Below are 17,573 nucleotides of genomic sequence, written 5' to 3' on the forward strand. Positions count from 1 at the left end.
TTATACAAAGCAATAATTTCTTCATATAATACTCCTTTTTTCAAATTTGTTTCGCAATGAAACCTAAAAACATTATACTCCAAAAATTCTCCTTAAATTCATTAAAATAATTGATAAAAAAATCAGTGTGAAGTATGGTAAATTAGTAGTTTTTTTGTCCTAAATTAAATATTCATTAATGCTTTTTTCAGATCTTTTCCACTTGCCAATACTCTTCCAATTTTTAACATCACAATACGCACAAAAAGGGATTGGCTTGGCCAAAAATTCCAAAATTTCCTCATAATTTTTTGCCTTATAAATATCGATACAATCCTCATCACTTGGCATTAAAGTAGTTTTAAATTTAGCATTAAAATGCTCAATATTAGCGCAAATATTACAAGTATAGATTTTACCCTCTTTTAACTGCACACAAAAATTCGACATAAAACACTGAGTAAAGCTTTCATAGATATCATTTTGTTTTTCTAAATTCAAAACAAATTTCATAGAATTTTTTTCTATTTTGGCATTATTGTAAAATTTCAAAGTTACTTTATATCGCTTACAAAGCTCATCAACCCTTTGCCAATCAATCTCGATGGGATATTTTGTGGGATGAAGTTCTATATTTAGCTTAGAACAAGTTTGAAAAAAACTCTCATCTTGCTTTAGCAATAAAATACCATTAGTAATCAACCAAATATGAGAATGGGTAAAATTTTCTCTAAGCAAAGCAAAATATTTTAAAACATCAGGATTTAACAAAGGCTCACCGCCTAGCAAATGAAAGCGCTCTATGTTGCCTTTTGTTAAAACTTTTAATCTTTTGATATCTTGCTCAAATTCTTTTAAATCATAATAAGCTTCTTTTGCAAGCTGTGAAAAATGCGAACAAGAAAAACAGTATAAGTTACAATGCTCAGCCAAGTGAATTTCAAGCACTTTTAGAAATTTTTGCGGGGTCGTTTTTTTAAGCACAAAATCTTGCTTTGACATCTACAAAATTTCTCTGACAATAAGCTGCGGTGTAATGAGACCATGAAATTCATTCTTAGAAATACTGCTAACCAAAGTGATCTTATCGCCAATATTAGGTTCTTTATCAAAATTAAAAAACAAAGCCTCTAAAGTTTTGTTATTTTTTGTTAAAATCAGCTTTAAATGCTTTTCTTCCTTACCTAAAAATCTTTTATTTTTTACACATAAATTACTTAGCATAAAAAATGGTCTTGGGTTTTTATGACCAAAAGGCTCGAAGGATTCTAAAATCTCAAGCATTTCAAAATCAATTTCATTTGGATCCAACTCGCCTAAAATTTCATCAGGATCTAAAAATTCACTCTCTTCTAAAAGGGCGCATTCATTAAAAACTATATCCTTAAAAGCAGACAAAGAATTTGCATCCAAACTAAGCCCTGCAGCACCTTTGTGTCCACCGTAATTTCCAACAACTTCTGCAGCTTTTTCAATCAAGGCTAAGATATTAATCCTACCCACGCTTCTAGCACTTCCTTTGAGTCTATTTTCTTCATTTTGTGAAAAAACAAAAGAAGGTTTATTAAAATGTTTTGCCAAACGACTTGCAACTATACCCAAAACTCCTTCGTGCCAATTTTGTCCAGCTACAATAATGCACGTATCTTCGTCTTTAATTTGCAATAAACTTTCTTCAAAAAGTTGCTTTTCCTCATCTTTGCGGTTATTATTAAAAGCGATGATTTGCTCTAGATACTCCACTGCTTTTTTGTAATCTTTAGTGTGCAAAAATTCATAAGAAAGCATAGCATCGTCCATTCTTCCTGCACTATTAATCAAAGGAGCAATTAAAAAACTAATATTATCCACTTCAAATTTATCTTTTTGATAATAATACTTTATGGCTTTAAAAGCAGCACGGTTTGATTTATTAATACTTTCTATACCTCTTCTAACTAAAGCCCTATTTAAATCTCTAAGCTCCATCATATCAGCAATAATTGCTATGGCTAAAAGCTCGATAAATTTACACATATCGTATTTTAACTTACACACTTCTTTTAACGCTGCGATTAAATACCAAGCCACTTGCGCTCCACAAATTTCAATATCTGGAAATTCACAATCTTTTTGCTTAGGGTTAATGATCGCAAAGGCATCAGGTAAAATATCTTGAGGCATATGATGATCTGTGATGATAAGATCGATATTTTTTTGCTTGCAAAGCTCGGCCGCTTTATGCGCTGCTATGCCATTATCCACAGTAATGATTAAATCTACATCAAGCTCATTAATAATTTCTTCATTAAGCCCATAGCCATCTTTGAAACGATTAGGAATTCTTACTACATAATCAAAACCTATATCATCAAAAAATTCAGCCATAATCACGCAAGAAATGATGCCATCAACATCATAATCGCCCACTATGGCGATTTTTTGATCTTTTTCTATAGCTTCTTTAATACGATTTGCCGCCTTGTAGGTATCTTTTAAACAACAAGGTAAAGGTAGATCACAAAGCTTTACATGAAGATCGTTTTCAAATCTTAATTTTAAGATCTTTTTAATATCATTTTTACTTAGCATGTTCATGATCAAGTGCTGCTTTAATAAAATTTAAAATTACAGGATTGACATGAATTAATCTTGATGTAAATTCAGGATGAAATTGCACCGCTAAGAAAAAAGGATGATTTTTTAGCTCAATAACCTCGATAAGTCCTTGACTTTCTCCACTTACAATAAGTCCCTTTTCTTCAAAAGCATTTTTATATTTTGGATTGGCTTCATAACGATGACGATGGCGTTCTTTGACAAACTTTTTACCTTCATAAACCTTACTTAAAAGAGTGTCTTTTTTGATTTCGCATTCATAAGCACCCAAACGCATTGTTCCACCCAAAGGACTGGTTTGAGTTCTGATTTGTTTTTGTCCACTAGCATCCATAAATTCATCGATTAAATACACAATAGGATTTTCACACTTAGGATCAAATTCGTTAGAATTAGCATCTTTTAGCTTTAAAACATTTCTTGCAAATTCTATCAAGGCCAGTTGCATACCAAGACAAATTCCTAAAAATGGAATCTTATTTTCTCTGGCATAATTAATAGCCTTGATCTTGCCTTCCACTCCACGATAGCCAAATCCACCAGCAACTAAAATTCCGCTCACATCTTTTAAATTTTCTTCTATATCTGAATTTTCAAGCTTTTCGCTATCTATCCATTTTAAATTCACTCTCGTATCCAAAGCCGCACCTGCGTGGATAATGGCTTCAGTAAGACTCTTATAGCTTTCTTTTAAATCCACATATTTGCCTACAAAAGCGATTTTAACCTCATCATTAGGCGCGATCACTCTTTTAACCAAAGAATCCCAAATTTCCATATTTGGTTTTAAATCTTTAAGTTCAAGAGAATTTGCAATGGCGCTTAAAATATCTTGTTTGAGAAAATTAAGTGGAATTTGATAAATGCTTTGTGCATCAACACTTTCTATCACGCAATTTTTCTCTACTCCACATGAAATTGCTATTTTATCTTTTAAATCTCTATCAAGTGCTTTTTCGCTACGACAAATAATCATATCAGGGCTAATACCTATGCGTCTTAATTCTCCCACACTGTGCTGGGTTGGCTTGGTTTTAAGCTCTCCTGCGGCTTTGATGAAAGGCACTAGAGTTAAATGGATATTCATCGCATTGTTTTTGCCCATTTCAAGTTTTAAAGCCCTGATTGCTTCTAAAAATGGCAAACCCTCAATATCTCCAACCGTTCCACCAATCTCTACTATAAGTATATCTTTACCAACGCTCGCTTTTTTAATGCGATCTTTTATTTCATCGACTATATGAGGTATAACTTGTATGGTTTTTCCAAGATAATCCCCTCTTCTTTCTTTTTCAATCACGCTTTGATAAACGCGTCCTGTGGTGAAATTATTATCTTGCGATAAATTTTCATCTAAAAATCTCTCATAATGTCCTAAATCAAGATCAGTTTCTGCCCCATCATCAGTCACAAAAACTTCGCCATGTTCAAAAGGACTCATAGTGCCTGGATCGACATTGATATAAGGATCGGCTTTTAATATACTAACTTTTAAGCCTGAATTTTTTAAAATCGTAGCAATAGAAGCTGCTGCAATTCCTTTACCCAAAGAGCTTAGCACTCCACCAGTTACGAAAATGTATTTTGTTTGCTTTAATTTCATAAAAATGCCTTAAATTTTTTTCGAAATTATAGCCAATATAAAATTTTATTTTTATAAACATTGGTGTAAAATTTCGATTATTTTTGCAAGGAAAAATTAAATGAAAATCACACTATTAAACCACACTCCACTTTCTGTATGCTCACACGCGACAAGAACTTGTTGGCAAAGTTTTGATAAAGGCGATTGCGGCGGAGAAAAAGACAAAGAATTAATTGACCGTGTTGGGAATAAATTCAAACACGCTTCAACCTTAGAACATCTAAATTATACTTTTTATATACAAGGAATTTCAAGAGCTTGCTTACAAGAAGTAGCAAGACACCGCCATACAAGTCCAAGTGTAAAAAGTACAAGATATACTTTAAAAGAATTACGCAATGAAAGCGAATTTAGAGAAAATGACTTTGAAAATGCCAAAAGGTATTTAGTTTTAACCGGAAATGAAAAAGTAGATAATGCAAGCATTAAAGCCTTAGAAAATTTACGCCTTATTTTACAAGATAGCATAAGTTTAGATATAGCAAAATACTGCTTACCAGAAAGCTATAAAACAGAACTCACACTAACGATTAATGCCAGAAGTTTGCAAAATTTCATTTCTCTAAGAAGTTCAAAATCAGCCCTTTGGGAGATTAGAAATTTAGCCAATGCTTTATTTAATGCTTTACCGCAAGATCATCAGTTTATTTTTGAGCATTGTTTGTATAAAGGAGAATAAAGCAAGATTTACTCTTGCTTTAATTTAAGATCTTGTGCTTGGAGTATCATGATACACGCTTAGCGTGCCTTTTATATCACTTAAAATCGCACAAGCAGCTTCATTAGCACTTCCCATAGCGCAAGCAACCATAGTTGTCACGCCAGAAACAAGCCCTGCAGCATAAATTCCCTCTTTAACCATTTGTCTTTCGCCACATCTTAAGCAAATTTTATTTGGTTTTGGCATTAAAGTATGAGGTATAACAAAATTTTCAAGCCCTTTAATATTACATTGACTCGCACCTGTTGCAACGATGATATAATCTGATTTCACACCCAAACCCTGCTCATCAGTTGTAGTAAAATCTCCTTTTTCTCCATTAATGCTTACCACAGTTGAGTCTATATACTTAACCTCTAGCATAGAAGCGATTTGCTCTTTGATATGCGCATAAATTTCGCTTGCTTGAGCGCCTTTTGGGAAAAATGGCACATTATAAATTGCAGCCGCTTTCAAATCAGCTTTGCCATCATCAAAAATAGTGATATCAAAATCAAGCTCATTATTTTTAGCCGAAGCAAAAAATAAAGCCGCACTAAGTCCTGCGATACTGCCGCCTATGATTGTAATTGATTTTTTCATATGAAACCTTTTTAAAAATTTTGTATATTCTATGAGAATATATTTTAAAAAAGTTTGATTAAAAAAAATATTATATAATTTCGCTTTTTAATGTTTCAAATAGTAAAGGAAAATAATGCGTTACGGTGAAAAAGAAATCAAAGAATTTGATGTAGAAAATATGGAAATTTGGCCAAATGATGCGAAAAATGACTATATCATTAAAATCACTTTGCCTGAATTTATGTGTTGTTGTCCGCGTTCTGGTTATCCTGATTTTGCAACAATTTATCTTGAGTATATGCCTGATAAATTTGTGGTTGAGCTTAAGGCGATAAAACTTTATATCAATACTTTTATGTACAGAAATGTTTCGCATGAAGCAAGTATCAATGAAATTTATAATACCTTAAAAGATAAATTAAAACCAAAATGGATAAAAGTCGTAGGGGATTTTAACCCACGCGGAAATGTACATACAGTGATAGAATGCCGTAGTGATATGGTTGTGCCAAAATAAATTCAAGGCTACAATTTGCGAATTTTACTAATACTACGCGGAAATTACCACGCCGGACAAGAAGAATTTGTGCATCATAATCATCTTAAAAATTTCACTTTAGATATTAATGATTTGCGTTCTTTAACCGGCTGTGCTAATCCCTTGCCTAATCATCAAAAAAGCCTTAATTATAAGTACGATAATGAGCTTTATAAGCTTATGTTAGATTTTTTACAAATGCGTATGAAAAGAGGGGAATTCTGCGTTATTAATGCTTACAATGAACACCTAAAAACTTATAAAGATTTAGCAAATTTATATCGCTATAAAATGTTTGTGATTGAATTTAATGCCAATTTAGAGCAATGCATGGCAAACAATCTCAAACAAGCCTCATCTACTGGCTATCTTACCCCTTTTTATTTGCTTGAAAATACGGCCAATTCTTTAAAGAAAATACCTAAAAAATATGAAGTATTAAGTCCAAATAATTGGCAACAAATTCTTTATGAAATGCCAAATTTAAGTACTTATAAAAAAATTCATCACATAGGGGATATTCAAGGTTGCTATAGTGTGCTTAAAAAATACCTTAAGTCTATGAAAGATGATGAGTATTATATATTTTTGGGTGATTATATCAATAGAGGCATAGAAAATGGCAAAGTTTTAAAATTCTTACTTAAAATTTGCGAGAAAGAAAATGTTTGCTTGCTTGAAGGAAATCACGAAAGACATTTGATAAAATGGGCAAATGGCGAAGTAAGCACTTCCAAAGAGTTCAATGAAAATACCCTAAAAGATTTTTACAAAGAAAAATTAAATCCAAAAGATGCAAAAAAGCTCTATCCTTTTTTTAAAGAATGTCTTTTTTACAAATATGGCAGAAAAAAAATTCTTTGCTCGCACGCGGGTTTAAATTTTGCTCCCAAGAAATATCAAGACTTAAGTTTTGTTTCTAGTTATCATCTTATTAACGGTATAGATGGCTACGAGGATTCTCAAGCTATTGCGGAAGAATTCTGTAAAAATAGTGCGGAAAATGTTTTTGAAGTTTTTGGTCATAGAAATAAAGCAAAACTTCCTATGCAAATTGCTTCGCGTGTGTTTTTGTGCGAAGGCAAAGTCGATGCTGGGGGATATTTGCGCGTATTAACTCTTAATAAAGATGGTTTTAAATGCATTGAAGTAAAAAATGAAGTTTATAGAAAATAGTTTAACTTAAATTTATGCTACAATTTTCCTTTAATTTAATTAAGGAAAAAAATGATAAATATAAAATTAATAGAACATATTTTTAAAGCCGCATCAATCAGCCGTTGGAATGATTATCCAAGAATGGCAAATTTAGTCGAGCTTGACAAACAAGCACATAAATTCATCATTGCTTATTTTATCGCTAAAATGGAAAAAGATATCAATATGCGTGTGATTATCGAAGGGGGAATTTTTGAATTTTTAAGTCGCGTTGTTGTTACCGATATCCGTCCTGATGTGTATCATGAAATCGTGCGTCAAAAGAAAAATGAAGTCAATTCTTGGGTTTTAAGTAAAATTGAACCTATGATAGAAAATATCGATGAAGGCAAGTTTTTAAAGCGTTTTGAAGAGTATTTAAAAAGCAATTCTTACGCAAAAGAAAGACTTATTTTAAAAGCTGCATCGTATTTTGCTACAAGATGGGAATTTAACATAGTTTATCAAACCTCAGCTTTTTTAAATAACATTGATGAAATCAAAAATAAAGTCGAAGAAGAGCTTGAAGATTATTACGAATTAATAGGTGCTAGAAAAATCGCGCTTAATCAAAAAATCGCTAAAATCATCGATCTAAGCGGCAGACTTCGCTTTCAAAAGCGTTGGGCGCAAACTCCAAGAATTCCAGAAACTGCAGTTTTAGGACATATGCTTGTGGTTGCGATTTTGGGCTATTTTCATTCTTTGAAAATCAAAGCTTGTGATAAAAGATTGGAAAATAATTTTTATTGTGCTTTATTCCATGATTTACCAGAGTCTTTAACAAGAGACATTATAAGTCCAGTAAAATATGGCATTGAAGGACTTCACGACATAATCAGTGATTATGAAATGAAACTCATAAACGATAGAATTTTACCTTTTGTGCCTGAAAATTTGCGTGATGAATTTTCTTATATTTTGGGCATTAGAGAAGGTAGAAACGATGAAGCTAATTTTGTAAAAAATGAATTTGAAAATCGCACTTATAAAAATGGCAAAATAGAGCTTTGTAGTGGAAGTTTGAGTTCTTTTAATGAAAATGAATTTGGGGCGATTGATGGCAAGGCTTTAAAATACTGCGATAAAATCGCAGCATTTATAGAAGCAGGGCTTAGCATTAGTTATGGCGTAAAATCAAAAGAGCTTGAAAGCGGCTTTAAAGATATGTTAAATTTCTTTAAACAAAATAAAACGATTGACGGAGTAAATTATTTTGCAATCTGCGAAGAGTTGATAAAATATTTTGATATAAAATTACAAAACCCTTTCCCAGATGACTGCGGCACACACTAAAATTAAGTGCTCTGCTGTGTTCCCACCCTGAAGCGATGCCTAAAAATAGCATTGCACAGGTCTGAGAAAAGGCAAATAAAATAATACCCAAAAAATCTTAAATTTTATTAAGAAGGTGCAAATAAATGATAAAACAATCGCAAAGTCCACTTTTATTTAGAATAAGCTTAAGTATTATCTTAGCTCTAATTTTACTTTTTATTCTTATTAAAAATATCAACTTTTTAACTCTTTGCACCGGAATTTGCATTTTTTTATTTGCCATGATGCTTTTGCAAGAAAGTTTTAAAATACTTTCTGGAAGTTTTTTGGATATTTTTGTAAGCAAAATGACGGATAAAAATTACAAATCTTTCCTTTTTGGACTAACTTTAAGCACTTTAGTGCAATCAAGCGGCCTTGTAAGTATCATTGCCATTTCATTTTTAAGTGCTAAACTCATCACACTAGCAGCAGGTATAGCAATGATTTATGGGGTTAATTTATCAACTGCAGGAAGTGCTTGGATAGTTGGATATTTGGGTGTTAAAAGCCAAATATCTCTTTTTGCTATGCCTTTAATTGTCTTTGGAGTGATTTTTTTCTTAAACAAGCATAAAAAAATCAAAGGCTTTGGTTTATTTTTACTCTCGCTAGGATTTTTATTTTTGGGAATTTCTTATATGAAAGAAGGGTTTGGAAATTTCAAAGATAGCATAGATATTTCAAAATACCAAATGCAAGGCTTTCTAGGCTTAATCACTTATGTTTTTATAGGACTTATAATTACAGTCATCACCCAATCTTCCCACGCTACGCTAACTTTAGCCATAACCGCACTAAGCGTAGGACAAATTTCTTATGAAAACTCCATTGCACTAGCAATTGGCGCAAATGTAGGTAGCACGATGATGACGATTATTGGCTCATTAAATTCGAATATAGAAGGCAAAAAACTCACTGTTACACATGTGCTTTTTAATCTTATCGCTGCTGTTTTATCCATTATTTTTATCAAATACTACCTAGAATTTACAGATATTTTGTCTTTATGGCTTGGAATATTAGATAATGATTATGTTTTAAAACTTGCCGTTTTTACAACAATTTTTAATGTCATAGGGGTTATTTTACTCTATCCTTTTATCTCGCAAATGTGTGCTTTTTTAAATTATATTGTTAAAGAAAATCCTAAAAAAAGCTCTGGCGATAAAACCAAATATCTTAATAATAGCGCTTTAGAATTTAGCGACAGTGCCTTGGAGGTTTTGTATTTAGAGTCCAAGCATTTATTAAATAACGCTTTTAGCATTGTCGCAAAAATGATCAGCTTAGAACCGGCAGACATTTATAGTAAAGATGAAGTTAAGGCTATTATAGAGCAAAGAAATAAGCCCTTAGAAGAGTCTTTTGAAACGCTTTATCATAATCGTTTTAAAAATATTTACTCTGAAATTATCGACTTTGCAGTCAGAGCCACCAACGAAGGCGAGAATTCAAAACATACTACCCAATTTATGGATATTAGAAGAGCGAATTTATTTATGGCAACAGCAGTAAAAGATGCGAAAGATCTACAAGAAAACATACTCAAATTTGCATTTTCAAACAATGAAATCATCAAAAATGAATATTCGCATTTAAGACGCAATCTTTTAAGAATGCTAAGACTTTTAAAGGATATGATAGAAAGCTCTGACATTGATCATTTAAATCAAATCAATAGTGATTTAGAACTCAATGTCAAAAAATATGATGCCATTTCTTCGCATTCTTTAGACAGTCTTATCCGCTATAAAAGAATTACAGACTCTATGGCTACATCAATTATGAATGATACGGCTCTTGCAAGAAGTATAGCTAAAGATTTAATGCATGCAAGTAAAATTTTAACGCGGTTTAAAAATAAAAATTTTGAAAAAAATACATAAAAACGAGTATCCAAAACTGGATACTACGATTAATCATCAAATTGTTGGCCCAAAACATTGCCATTAAAATCAGTATAAACTTCCATCATATTATTAAATTTAAATTTATACCCATTGATTTTTTTATCAACTTCAAAAATTTGTGCATTAGGTTGAGCAGCTTGAGCTTTGCTTACAACTGCAGCAGGTAAGAAATTAGTTGGTATAGCTTTGTATTTTCCATCAACATCTTTCCACTCTCCAGTGATAATAAAGTCAATTTCAGTTCCATCACTTAAAGTCACATCATAAGAATCGAGATCTTTTTTAACTAGACCAATTTGTGTACCTTTAAAATAAGTACTGATAAAACTTTTTGCATTTTGTGGTAATTGATCCACACCTACTATCATATCTGCTGACATAACGCTTGCACAAAACAATCCTGCTAAAGCTAATTTAATTTTCATTTTTTCTCCTTTAATAAATTATCGAGTGAAATAGTATTTAACAAATGTGAAGTGAAAGTGAAATAAAAATTAAATTCAATTTCCAAAAATAAATCTAAATTTCCGCAACATATAATATTTTGATAATTAATATTAATTTTAGTTTTTATCAAATATAATACGAAAAAATTGAAAGGCAAAATTTGGAATTTTTAAAAGAATATATTGATTGTATTATATTTATTATACTTGGATTGATGGCTTTTATTGCTCTTTGGTGTATTATAGAAAGAATATTATTTTTAAGAAAAATTAAAATAGATGATTTTCAAAATCAAGAAGAATTAGACAATGTTTTAAGTGAAAATTTAACCACACTTTATATCATTTACTCAAATGCTCCTTATGTGGGATTATTAGGCACAGTAATAGGCATTATGATTACTTTTTATGATATGGGTATAAACGGAAATATCGATGTAAAATCCATAGTTATAGGCTTATCCTTAGCTTTAAAAGCAACTGCACTAGGCTTAGTCGTAGCCATACCAAGCTTAATGGCCTATAATGCATTATTAAGAAAAATCAACCTTTTAAGCTCAAATTTCAAAGTCAAAAAAGAAAAACAATGCTAAAACTACCAAAAAATGAGGGTTTAAATATCATTCCCTTCATTGATATTGTTTTGGTTTTACTGGCCATTGTTTTAAGCATTTCAACTTTTATTGCACACGGTCAAATTAAAATCAACCTACCCAAAACCGACTCAGCGCTAACGCTTTCTGAAAAGCAAGATAAATTTCTTATTGTCATTGATGAAAACAATGTTTTTTACGCTCAAGATAAAATAACAAATTTTGAAGATCTTAAAACCCAAATCAACACCCTAAGCAAAGACACACTCATAGAACTTAAAAGCGACAAAAATGCTAAATTTGAAAGCTTCATACAAGTCATTGATATATTAAAAAGCAAAAACCACGAAAATTTTCAGATTATCACGGAGCAACAACGATGAAAAACTATTTTAACCACAAATATCAAGCATTTTATCTGACCTTTATATGCTTTACGCCTTTGTTTTTGCTTTTCATTATCGCGCCAAATTGGCTAAAAGTAGAGTTAAAAAGCGAAAGTCAATTCACCTTAGCAATAAAACAATTTGCTATGCAAAGCTCCAGTGCAGCACCTTTAGCACAAGAAGAAACAAAAAAGATCAAAAAACGCGTCGAAGAAAATCATCAAGCAAAAGCCGATAAAAAAATTCAAAAAGAAAATCCAAATAAAAAAACAACAACTCAAAGCCTTCAAAAAAGCGAGCAAACCCAACCACTCCAAGCAATGCAAAACGCACAATCAAACCCAAATCAAGCCCCGCAAACTGAAATCATAAGCTTTGGTCAAAGCGACAATCCGCTCTTAAAAGCCATAAAAAAAGCCATTGATAATGCAAGAATTTATCCTCGTCAGGCACAAAGAATGAGAATGCAAGGAGAGGTTTTGCTTGAATTTTTATGGAATACTAACTCCACTCTTGAAGAGATTAAAATCATCAAAAGCTCAGGCCATCAAATTTTAGACAAAAATGCCATTGAAACCATCCACCTAGCGTCCTCAAATTTCCCAAAACACCACAAAAATATCAGACTACAAATCCCCATTGCCTATCATTTAAGATAACTTAGTTATAATCAAAACAAAAAGGATTTTTATGTCTTTACTGCTAAGCCCTTTGAAAATCGCAAATTTTACAGTCAAAAACCGTATCGTAATGCCCCCTATGGACACTTACCAAGCTCAAGATGGTATGCCAAATGTTTTTCATCTAAATCATTATGGCGCTAGAGCTATGGGCGGAGTTGGGCTTATCATTGTTGAAGCAAATGCCATTTGTGCTGAAGGTAAAATTTCAGATCAAGACTTGGGAATTTACAGCGATGAGCATATTATAAAGCATAAAAGCATCACTGATATATGCCATCATTTTGGTGCAAAAATTGCTTTGCAGCTTAATCACAGCGGTAGAAAAAATGGTTGTAAAAACGCCACACAGCTTGCACCTAGCGATATAAAATACAGTGATAATTTTGCAAATTTAAAGGTTTTGGACAAAAAAGATATAGAAAAAATTTGCCAAGATTTTTGCGAAGCGGCTAAAAGAGCGAAGTTGGCAAACTACGACGCGGTTGAAATTCACGCAGCGCATGGCTATCTTATCTCATCTTTTTTATCCCCACTTTCTAATCAAAGAACTGATGAGTTTGGTGGAAGTTTTGAAAACAGAATTCGCCTTTTATGCGATATAGTAAAAGGCATCAAAGAGCGAGTTGATATCCCTATTTTTGTGCGAATTTCTGCAAGCGAGTGGGAAGAGAAGGGCTGGGACTTAGAACAGAGTAAAAAACTTGCTCTTGTGCTTGAAAATTTAGGAATTTATATGCTTGATATCTCAGCGGGTGGAAATATCAACAAACCATCCTTAGTGCCTAATGTCGTACCTTTGTATCAAGCAAATTACGCAAAAGAATTAAAACGCATTCTTAAAATTCCTGTCTCTTGCGTGGGACTCATCACAAGCGCTAGCGAAGGTGAAGCCTTGCTTTTAGGCGAGGTTTGTGATTTGGTTTGCTATGGCAGAGAGCTACTTAGAAATCCAAATTTTGCTTACCAAGCGGCCAAAATTTTAGGCGAGAAAGATAAAATTCACCCAAGTTATATAAGGGCTTATTGATCCACTTAGCCTAACCTTTCAATCTCATCAAATTTAGGTTCAATGACAAAATTTCCACTTTTGTCTATAAAACCCCATTTGTCATTTATTTTTACTGCAGCAAGACCTTCGCTAAAACCATCAACATCATCAAATTTAGCTTCGATGATGATTTTTCCATTTTTGTCTATAAAACCATATTTGCCATTTATTTCTACTACAGCAAGACCTTTGCTAAAACCACCAACCCAATCAAATTTAGGCTCGATGATGATTTTTCCATTTTTGTCTATAAAACCCCATTTGTCATTTATTTCTACCTTAGCAAGACCTTTGCTGAAACTCCAAACCCGATCAAATTTAGCTTCGATGATGATTTTTCCATTTTTGTCTATAAAACCATATTTGCCATTTATTTTTACTCTAGCAAGACCTTCGCTAAAACCAAAAGCCTCATCAAATTTAGATTTAGTTATAAGTTCTCCATTTTTGCCTATAAAGCTCCATTTGCCATTTAGTTGTACTTTTATTAAATTATCAGACATAAACATGCTAGCAAGACAAGCTTTTCCATCACCCTCATCGCATTTTTCTTTGTAAATATTTTGAAGTATTTTACAACTTGCTTCATCTTCACGGCATTTTTTCTCAAGCTTGCTTATATAAACCCTGCTGTATTTTCCACCATAATAATAATCATACACAAAGCCCACAAAAAATATAAAAATCACTACAGCCATACTTGATAAAGCAAGGATAAATTTCTTTTTATGCTTTTTAATGAATTCTTTTCTTTCTTTAGCTCTTTTTTCTCTTTCTTCTTGGGCTATTTTTCTCTCTTCTTCTATTTGTCTTTTTCTTTCTTCTTCCCACTTTTTTAACTCTTCTTGTATTTTTCTTTCTTTTTCTAGCTTTTCTTGGGCTTGTGGATCGTATAAATCGCTACTTCCGCATTCCTTACAAAATTTGGCTATATCTAAATTTTCTTGATTGCAACGCTTACATATAAGCATTATATCCCCCTTGCTTCTTTGATGATTTCATAGGCTAGATTGATCTTTTTCATCATTTCTTGAGCGATTTTTAAAAGCTCAGGCGGAAGATCTTTAGAATGAAGACTATCATAATGATACTCCTTAGCCAACCTTCTGTAATTTTTCTTTATGCTCTCAAAACTATCATTTTCCTTGCTTTGCAAAATTTCATAAGCTTGCTCTAAACTGATATCAAATTCTTGTCTTCTTTGCTCTTGATAGTTTTCTCGCTCGTTTTCTTGATTAAAACGCGAAATTTGCTCGTATCGAAGTTTGATTTCTCTAAAGGCTATGAGATTAAGTCCAAGAGCTATGATGATATTTTCCATTAAGGCATTTTGCGCTGGAGTTATTTTTTTATCATAATAAATAAGATCAAGCAACAAACAAATCAAAAAATCCGCCTCCTCTTTTCTATAAATACGCATACTAGAGCAAAGCTCATTAATACTTCTGCTGTTATTTTTTTCGATGATGAAAATTTTCGCATAAGTTTCTCTAAAACCCTCATAATCTTTAGTATAAAAAATATCGATTTTATCGAGTAAAGAAGAGATAAATTTGGATAAATCTTTTGTGATGACTTTGCCTTCAACTTTTGATATTTTTGCCAAGAGTGCAACGACAATGGCGGGATTTTTATCGTAGATATAGTCCAATCTTTGCTTAGCAGGGTGGTTTAACTCCCTTCCACAATATATGCAAAATTTAGCATCATTTTCTAGATTGAGATTATTACAAAATTTGCAAGTTAAATAATCCTTTTGAAATTTAAAATTTACGAAAGAAAACACAATGAAACCTTATTTTTAATATAACAAAAAGTAATTTTACAAAAACTAACTTAAAGCATAGTGAGATTTTGTATTTTTAAAGAGGGTAAAAGTTTTGTGATAAACTTTAAATATTCTTAAATTAAGTATTAATTAAGCTAAAATAACTATAATCACATTTTTAAAAATTTTTTGGCAAAGGTAAAATATTATGACAAAGATAACAAAGCCAAACGAAGTAAAACGAGAATGGATCGTTTTAGACGCGGAAGGCAAACGCTTCGGCCGTCTTTTAACTGAAGTAGCGACAATTTTAAGAGGCAAAAACAAGCCTTGCTTTACTCCTAATGTTGATTGCGGTGATTATGTAGTGATTATCAATGCTTCAAAAGCAGTATTTACAGGCGCTAATAAAGCTGAAGATAAACTTTATCACAGACATTCAGGATATTTTGGAAGTGTAAAAAGTGAAAAATTCGGAGATTTGCTCGAAAAAAATCCTGCTAAATTATATAAATTAGCAGTTAGAGGTATGCTTCCTAAAACAAATTTAGGTAGAGCAATGCTTAAAAAACTCAAAATTTATGCAGGTAGCGAGCATCCACACACTGCGCAAATTGCTAAAGAAGGAAAATAATCATGGCAACAACATATGCAACAGGTAAAAGAAAAACCGCTATTGCAAAGGTTTGGATCAAATCAGGTAGCGGAAAAATAAGCGTTAATGGCGTTGATCTAAATACTTGGCTTGGTGGACACGAAGCGATAAAACTTAAAGTAGTTCAACCATTACTTGTAACAAAACAAGAAACTTCAATGGATATCACAGCTACAACTCTAGGTGGTGGTTATAGCGCTCAAGCAGAAGCTTTAAGACATGGAATTTCAAGAGCTTTAGCCGCTATGGACGCTGACTTTAGAGCATTGCTAAAACCAAAAGGACTTCTTACTAGAGATAGTAGAACAGTTGAGCGTAAAAAATACGGACGCCGTAAAGCAAGAAGAAGCCCACAATTCTCTAAACGCTAATGTATCATTAAACCTAGTTTTTCTAGGTTTAATCTTATCTTTAAATCTCTCTAAAATAATTTTTGTTTTTATAATACAAATATGTTATAATTTACACTCGATTTTAAAATAAAGGCTTGATAATGAAAAAACTACTCCTTGGAATAAGCTTGGCTACAGCTTTATTTGCTGCTGATTCTAATGTAAAATTTGAAATCACTCCGACTTTTAACTACAATGTTTTTGAAGGAAATTTAGATCTTAATGATCGTGGTGCTCCTGGCATTAAATTTGGATATCATTTTGATTATTTTATCGACCAAGTGGAGCTTGGATTGGAACATTACAGCGGAGTAAAATATGATTTAGGCGGAAATACCAATATCACCAGAACTTACTTAAATGCGATAAAAGGTATTGACTTAAGCAAAACTTTTTATCTTTATGGTTTAGCTGGTGCTGGATATGAAGATTTTTCAAATGGTGCTTACGATAATAAAAGTGGAGGCTTTGGACAATACGGTGCAGGTTTAAAAATTCGCCTTAGTGATTCTGTAGCATTAAGACTTGAAACCAGAGATCAAATTAATTTTAATAATGCCAATCACAATTGGATTTCAAGTGTAGGCATTAGTTTTGGTTTTGGTGCGCCAAAAGAACAGCCCGCGCAAATCACACAAACTCAAGTGGAAGAAAACATACAAGAACCAGAAATTAAACCAGAACCACAAGTTGAACCACAACCGACAAAACAAACTTCAAATTGTCCAACTCCACCAAGAGAAGGTGCATTATTGGATGAGCAAGGTTGCGAAAAAGTGATTCACCTAGAAGGTCACTTTGCTTTTGATAAAATCAATATTAATCCAAATTTTGAAATGAAAATTCAAGAAGTAGCAGATATTCTAAAAGAAAATCCGAGTTATAACACTTTATTAGAAGGACATACTGATAGTATAGGTGATGCAAATTATAATCAAAAATTATCAGAACGTCGCGCAAATGCCGTGGCTAAAGAGCTTAATAAACAAGGTATAGAAAAAAATCGTATTAAAACAAAAGGTTATGGTGAAAGCAAACCAAGATCAAGCAATGCAACAAAAGAAGGTAGAGCTGATAATAGAAGAGTTGAAGCAAAATTCTTTCTTAAACAAAACAATTAAATTATAAGG

At 32.2% G+C, this 17,573-nt stretch carries 18 protein-coding genes, 1 other RNA gene and 1 pseudogene; 12 read left to right on the forward strand and 8 right to left on the reverse strand.

The features are described from left to right. Positions 1–159: 159 nt before the first annotated feature. The 3 genes from AAH949_RS09110 to AAH949_RS09120 are packed head-to-tail and all read right to left on the reverse strand — an operon-like array spanning position 160 to position 4,180. Entirely contained in the window at positions 160–963 is an 804-nt protein-coding gene (locus AAH949_RS09110) for a radical SAM protein (RefSeq protein ID WP_348518569.1), read from the reverse strand. 18 nt (positions 964–981) lie between these two features. After that, entirely contained in the window at positions 982–2,556 is a 1,575-nt protein-coding gene (gene recJ, locus AAH949_RS09115; RefSeq protein WP_348518570.1) for a single-stranded-DNA-specific exonuclease RecJ, read from the reverse strand. Then, positions 2,540–4,180, reverse strand: a complete 1,641-nt coding sequence (locus AAH949_RS09120) for a CTP synthase (protein WP_348518571.1) — start codon at positions 4,178–4,180, stop codon at positions 2,540–2,542. The genes recJ and AAH949_RS09120 overlap by 17 nt, the downstream gene beginning before the upstream one ends. Positions 4,181–4,280: 100 nt before the next feature. On the opposite strand from AAH949_RS09120, the gene thyX reads away from it, so the two are divergent. Beyond that, positions 4,281–4,901: an FAD-dependent thymidylate synthase gene (gene thyX, locus AAH949_RS09125; protein ID WP_348518572.1), complete on the forward strand. Its 621-nt coding sequence runs from the start codon at positions 4,281–4,283 to the stop codon at positions 4,899–4,901. Between the two features lie 24 nt (positions 4,902–4,925). Here thyX and AAH949_RS09130 read toward each other — a convergent pair whose 3' ends face one another. Further along, positions 4,926–5,525: an NAD(P)/FAD-dependent oxidoreductase gene (locus AAH949_RS09130; RefSeq protein WP_348518573.1), complete on the reverse strand. Its 600-nt coding sequence runs from the start codon at positions 5,523–5,525 to the stop codon at positions 4,926–4,928. Positions 5,526–5,640: 115 nt separating this feature from the next. On the opposite strand from AAH949_RS09130, the gene queF reads away from it, so the two are divergent. From queF to AAH949_RS09145, 3 genes and pseudogenes are all read left to right on the forward strand, one after another. After that, positions 5,641–6,024, forward strand: a complete 384-nt coding sequence (gene queF, locus AAH949_RS09135) for a preQ(1) synthase (RefSeq protein ID WP_002834281.1) — start codon at positions 5,641–5,643, stop codon at positions 6,022–6,024. Between the two features lie 15 nt (positions 6,025–6,039). Beyond that, positions 6,040–7,221 carry a metallophosphoesterase gene (locus AAH949_RS09140; RefSeq protein ID WP_348518574.1) on the forward strand — a complete coding sequence of 394 codons (1,182 nt, stop codon included), beginning with the start codon at positions 6,040–6,042 and terminating at the stop codon, positions 7,219–7,221. Between the two features lie 51 nt (positions 7,222–7,272). Then, positions 7,273–8,496, forward strand: a pseudogene (locus tag AAH949_RS09145) (HD domain-containing protein); the annotation flags it as partial. 12 nt (positions 8,497–8,508) lie between these two features. Here AAH949_RS09145 and ffs read toward each other — a convergent pair. Then, positions 8,509–8,606, reverse strand: an RNA gene (gene ffs / locus AAH949_RS09150) — signal recognition particle sRNA small type. Between the two features lie 57 nt (positions 8,607–8,663). On the opposite strand from ffs, the gene AAH949_RS09155 reads away from it, so the two are divergent. Further along, entirely contained in the window at positions 8,664–10,448 is a 1,785-nt protein-coding gene (locus tag AAH949_RS09155; protein WP_348518575.1) for a Na/Pi symporter, read from the forward strand. 29 nt (positions 10,449–10,477) lie between these two features. Here AAH949_RS09155 and AAH949_RS09160 read toward each other — a convergent pair whose 3' ends face one another. Beyond that, on the reverse strand, positions 10,478–10,897 hold the full coding sequence (locus tag AAH949_RS09160; RefSeq protein WP_134238747.1) for a PepSY-like domain-containing protein: 420 nt from the start codon (positions 10,895–10,897) through the stop codon (positions 10,478–10,480). Positions 10,898–11,079: 182 nt separating this feature from the next. Between AAH949_RS09160 and exbB the strand changes: the two genes are divergently transcribed. From exbB to AAH949_RS09180, 4 genes are read left to right on the forward strand one after another with little or no spacing between them, the layout of a single operon-like run. Beyond that, positions 11,080–11,511 (forward strand): TonB-system energizer ExbB, encoded by a 432-nt coding sequence (exbB, locus tag AAH949_RS09165; protein ID WP_134238746.1) that lies wholly within the window; start codon positions 11,080–11,082, stop codon positions 11,509–11,511. Continuing rightward, positions 11,505–11,894: a TonB system transport protein ExbD gene (gene exbD / locus AAH949_RS09170; protein ID WP_348518576.1), complete on the forward strand. Its 390-nt coding sequence runs from the start codon at positions 11,505–11,507 to the stop codon at positions 11,892–11,894. Before exbB ends, exbD begins: the two co-directional genes overlap by 7 nt. Beyond that, positions 11,891–12,556: an energy transducer TonB gene (locus tag AAH949_RS09175; protein WP_348518577.1), complete on the forward strand. Its 666-nt coding sequence runs from the start codon at positions 11,891–11,893 to the stop codon at positions 12,554–12,556. Before exbD ends, AAH949_RS09175 begins: the two co-directional genes overlap by 4 nt. Before the next feature lie 31 nt (positions 12,557–12,587). Continuing rightward, on the forward strand, positions 12,588–13,607 hold the full coding sequence (locus tag AAH949_RS09180; RefSeq protein ID WP_348518578.1) for a tRNA-dihydrouridine synthase: 1,020 nt from the start codon (positions 12,588–12,590) through the stop codon (positions 13,605–13,607). A 5-nt stretch (positions 13,608–13,612) separates the two neighbouring features. Here AAH949_RS09180 and AAH949_RS09185 read toward each other — a convergent pair whose 3' ends face one another. Then, the gene (locus tag AAH949_RS09185; RefSeq protein WP_348518579.1) at positions 13,613–14,599 is read right to left on the reverse strand and encodes a WG repeat-containing protein; all 987 of its coding nucleotides are present in this window, start codon (positions 14,597–14,599) and stop codon (positions 13,613–13,615) included. Continuing rightward, positions 14,599–15,414, reverse strand: coding sequence for a DnaJ domain-containing protein (locus AAH949_RS09190; protein ID WP_348518580.1), 816 nt, complete (start codon positions 15,412–15,414; stop codon positions 14,599–14,601). Before AAH949_RS09190 ends, AAH949_RS09185 begins: the two co-directional genes overlap by 1 nt. Positions 15,415–15,604: 190 nt before the next feature. On the opposite strand from AAH949_RS09190, the gene rplM reads away from it, so the two are divergent. From rplM to AAH949_RS09205, 3 genes are all read left to right on the forward strand, one after another. Continuing rightward, positions 15,605–16,030, forward strand: coding sequence for a 50S ribosomal protein L13 (gene rplM, locus AAH949_RS09195; protein ID WP_002785866.1), 426 nt, complete (start codon positions 15,605–15,607; stop codon positions 16,028–16,030). Between the two features lie 2 nt (positions 16,031–16,032). Further along, entirely contained in the window at positions 16,033–16,422 is a 390-nt protein-coding gene (gene rpsI, locus AAH949_RS09200; RefSeq protein WP_134238741.1) for a 30S ribosomal protein S9, read from the forward strand. Positions 16,423–16,544: 122 nt separating this feature from the next. Continuing rightward, positions 16,545–17,564: an OmpA family protein gene (locus tag AAH949_RS09205; RefSeq protein WP_348518581.1), complete on the forward strand. Its 1,020-nt coding sequence runs from the start codon at positions 16,545–16,547 to the stop codon at positions 17,562–17,564. Positions 17,565–17,573: the final 9 nt, after the last annotated feature.

It is taken from the genome of Campylobacter sp. CCS1377 (genome assembly GCF_040008265.1).
Taxonomy (GTDB): Bacteria; Campylobacterota; Campylobacteria; order Campylobacterales; family Campylobacteraceae; genus Campylobacter_D.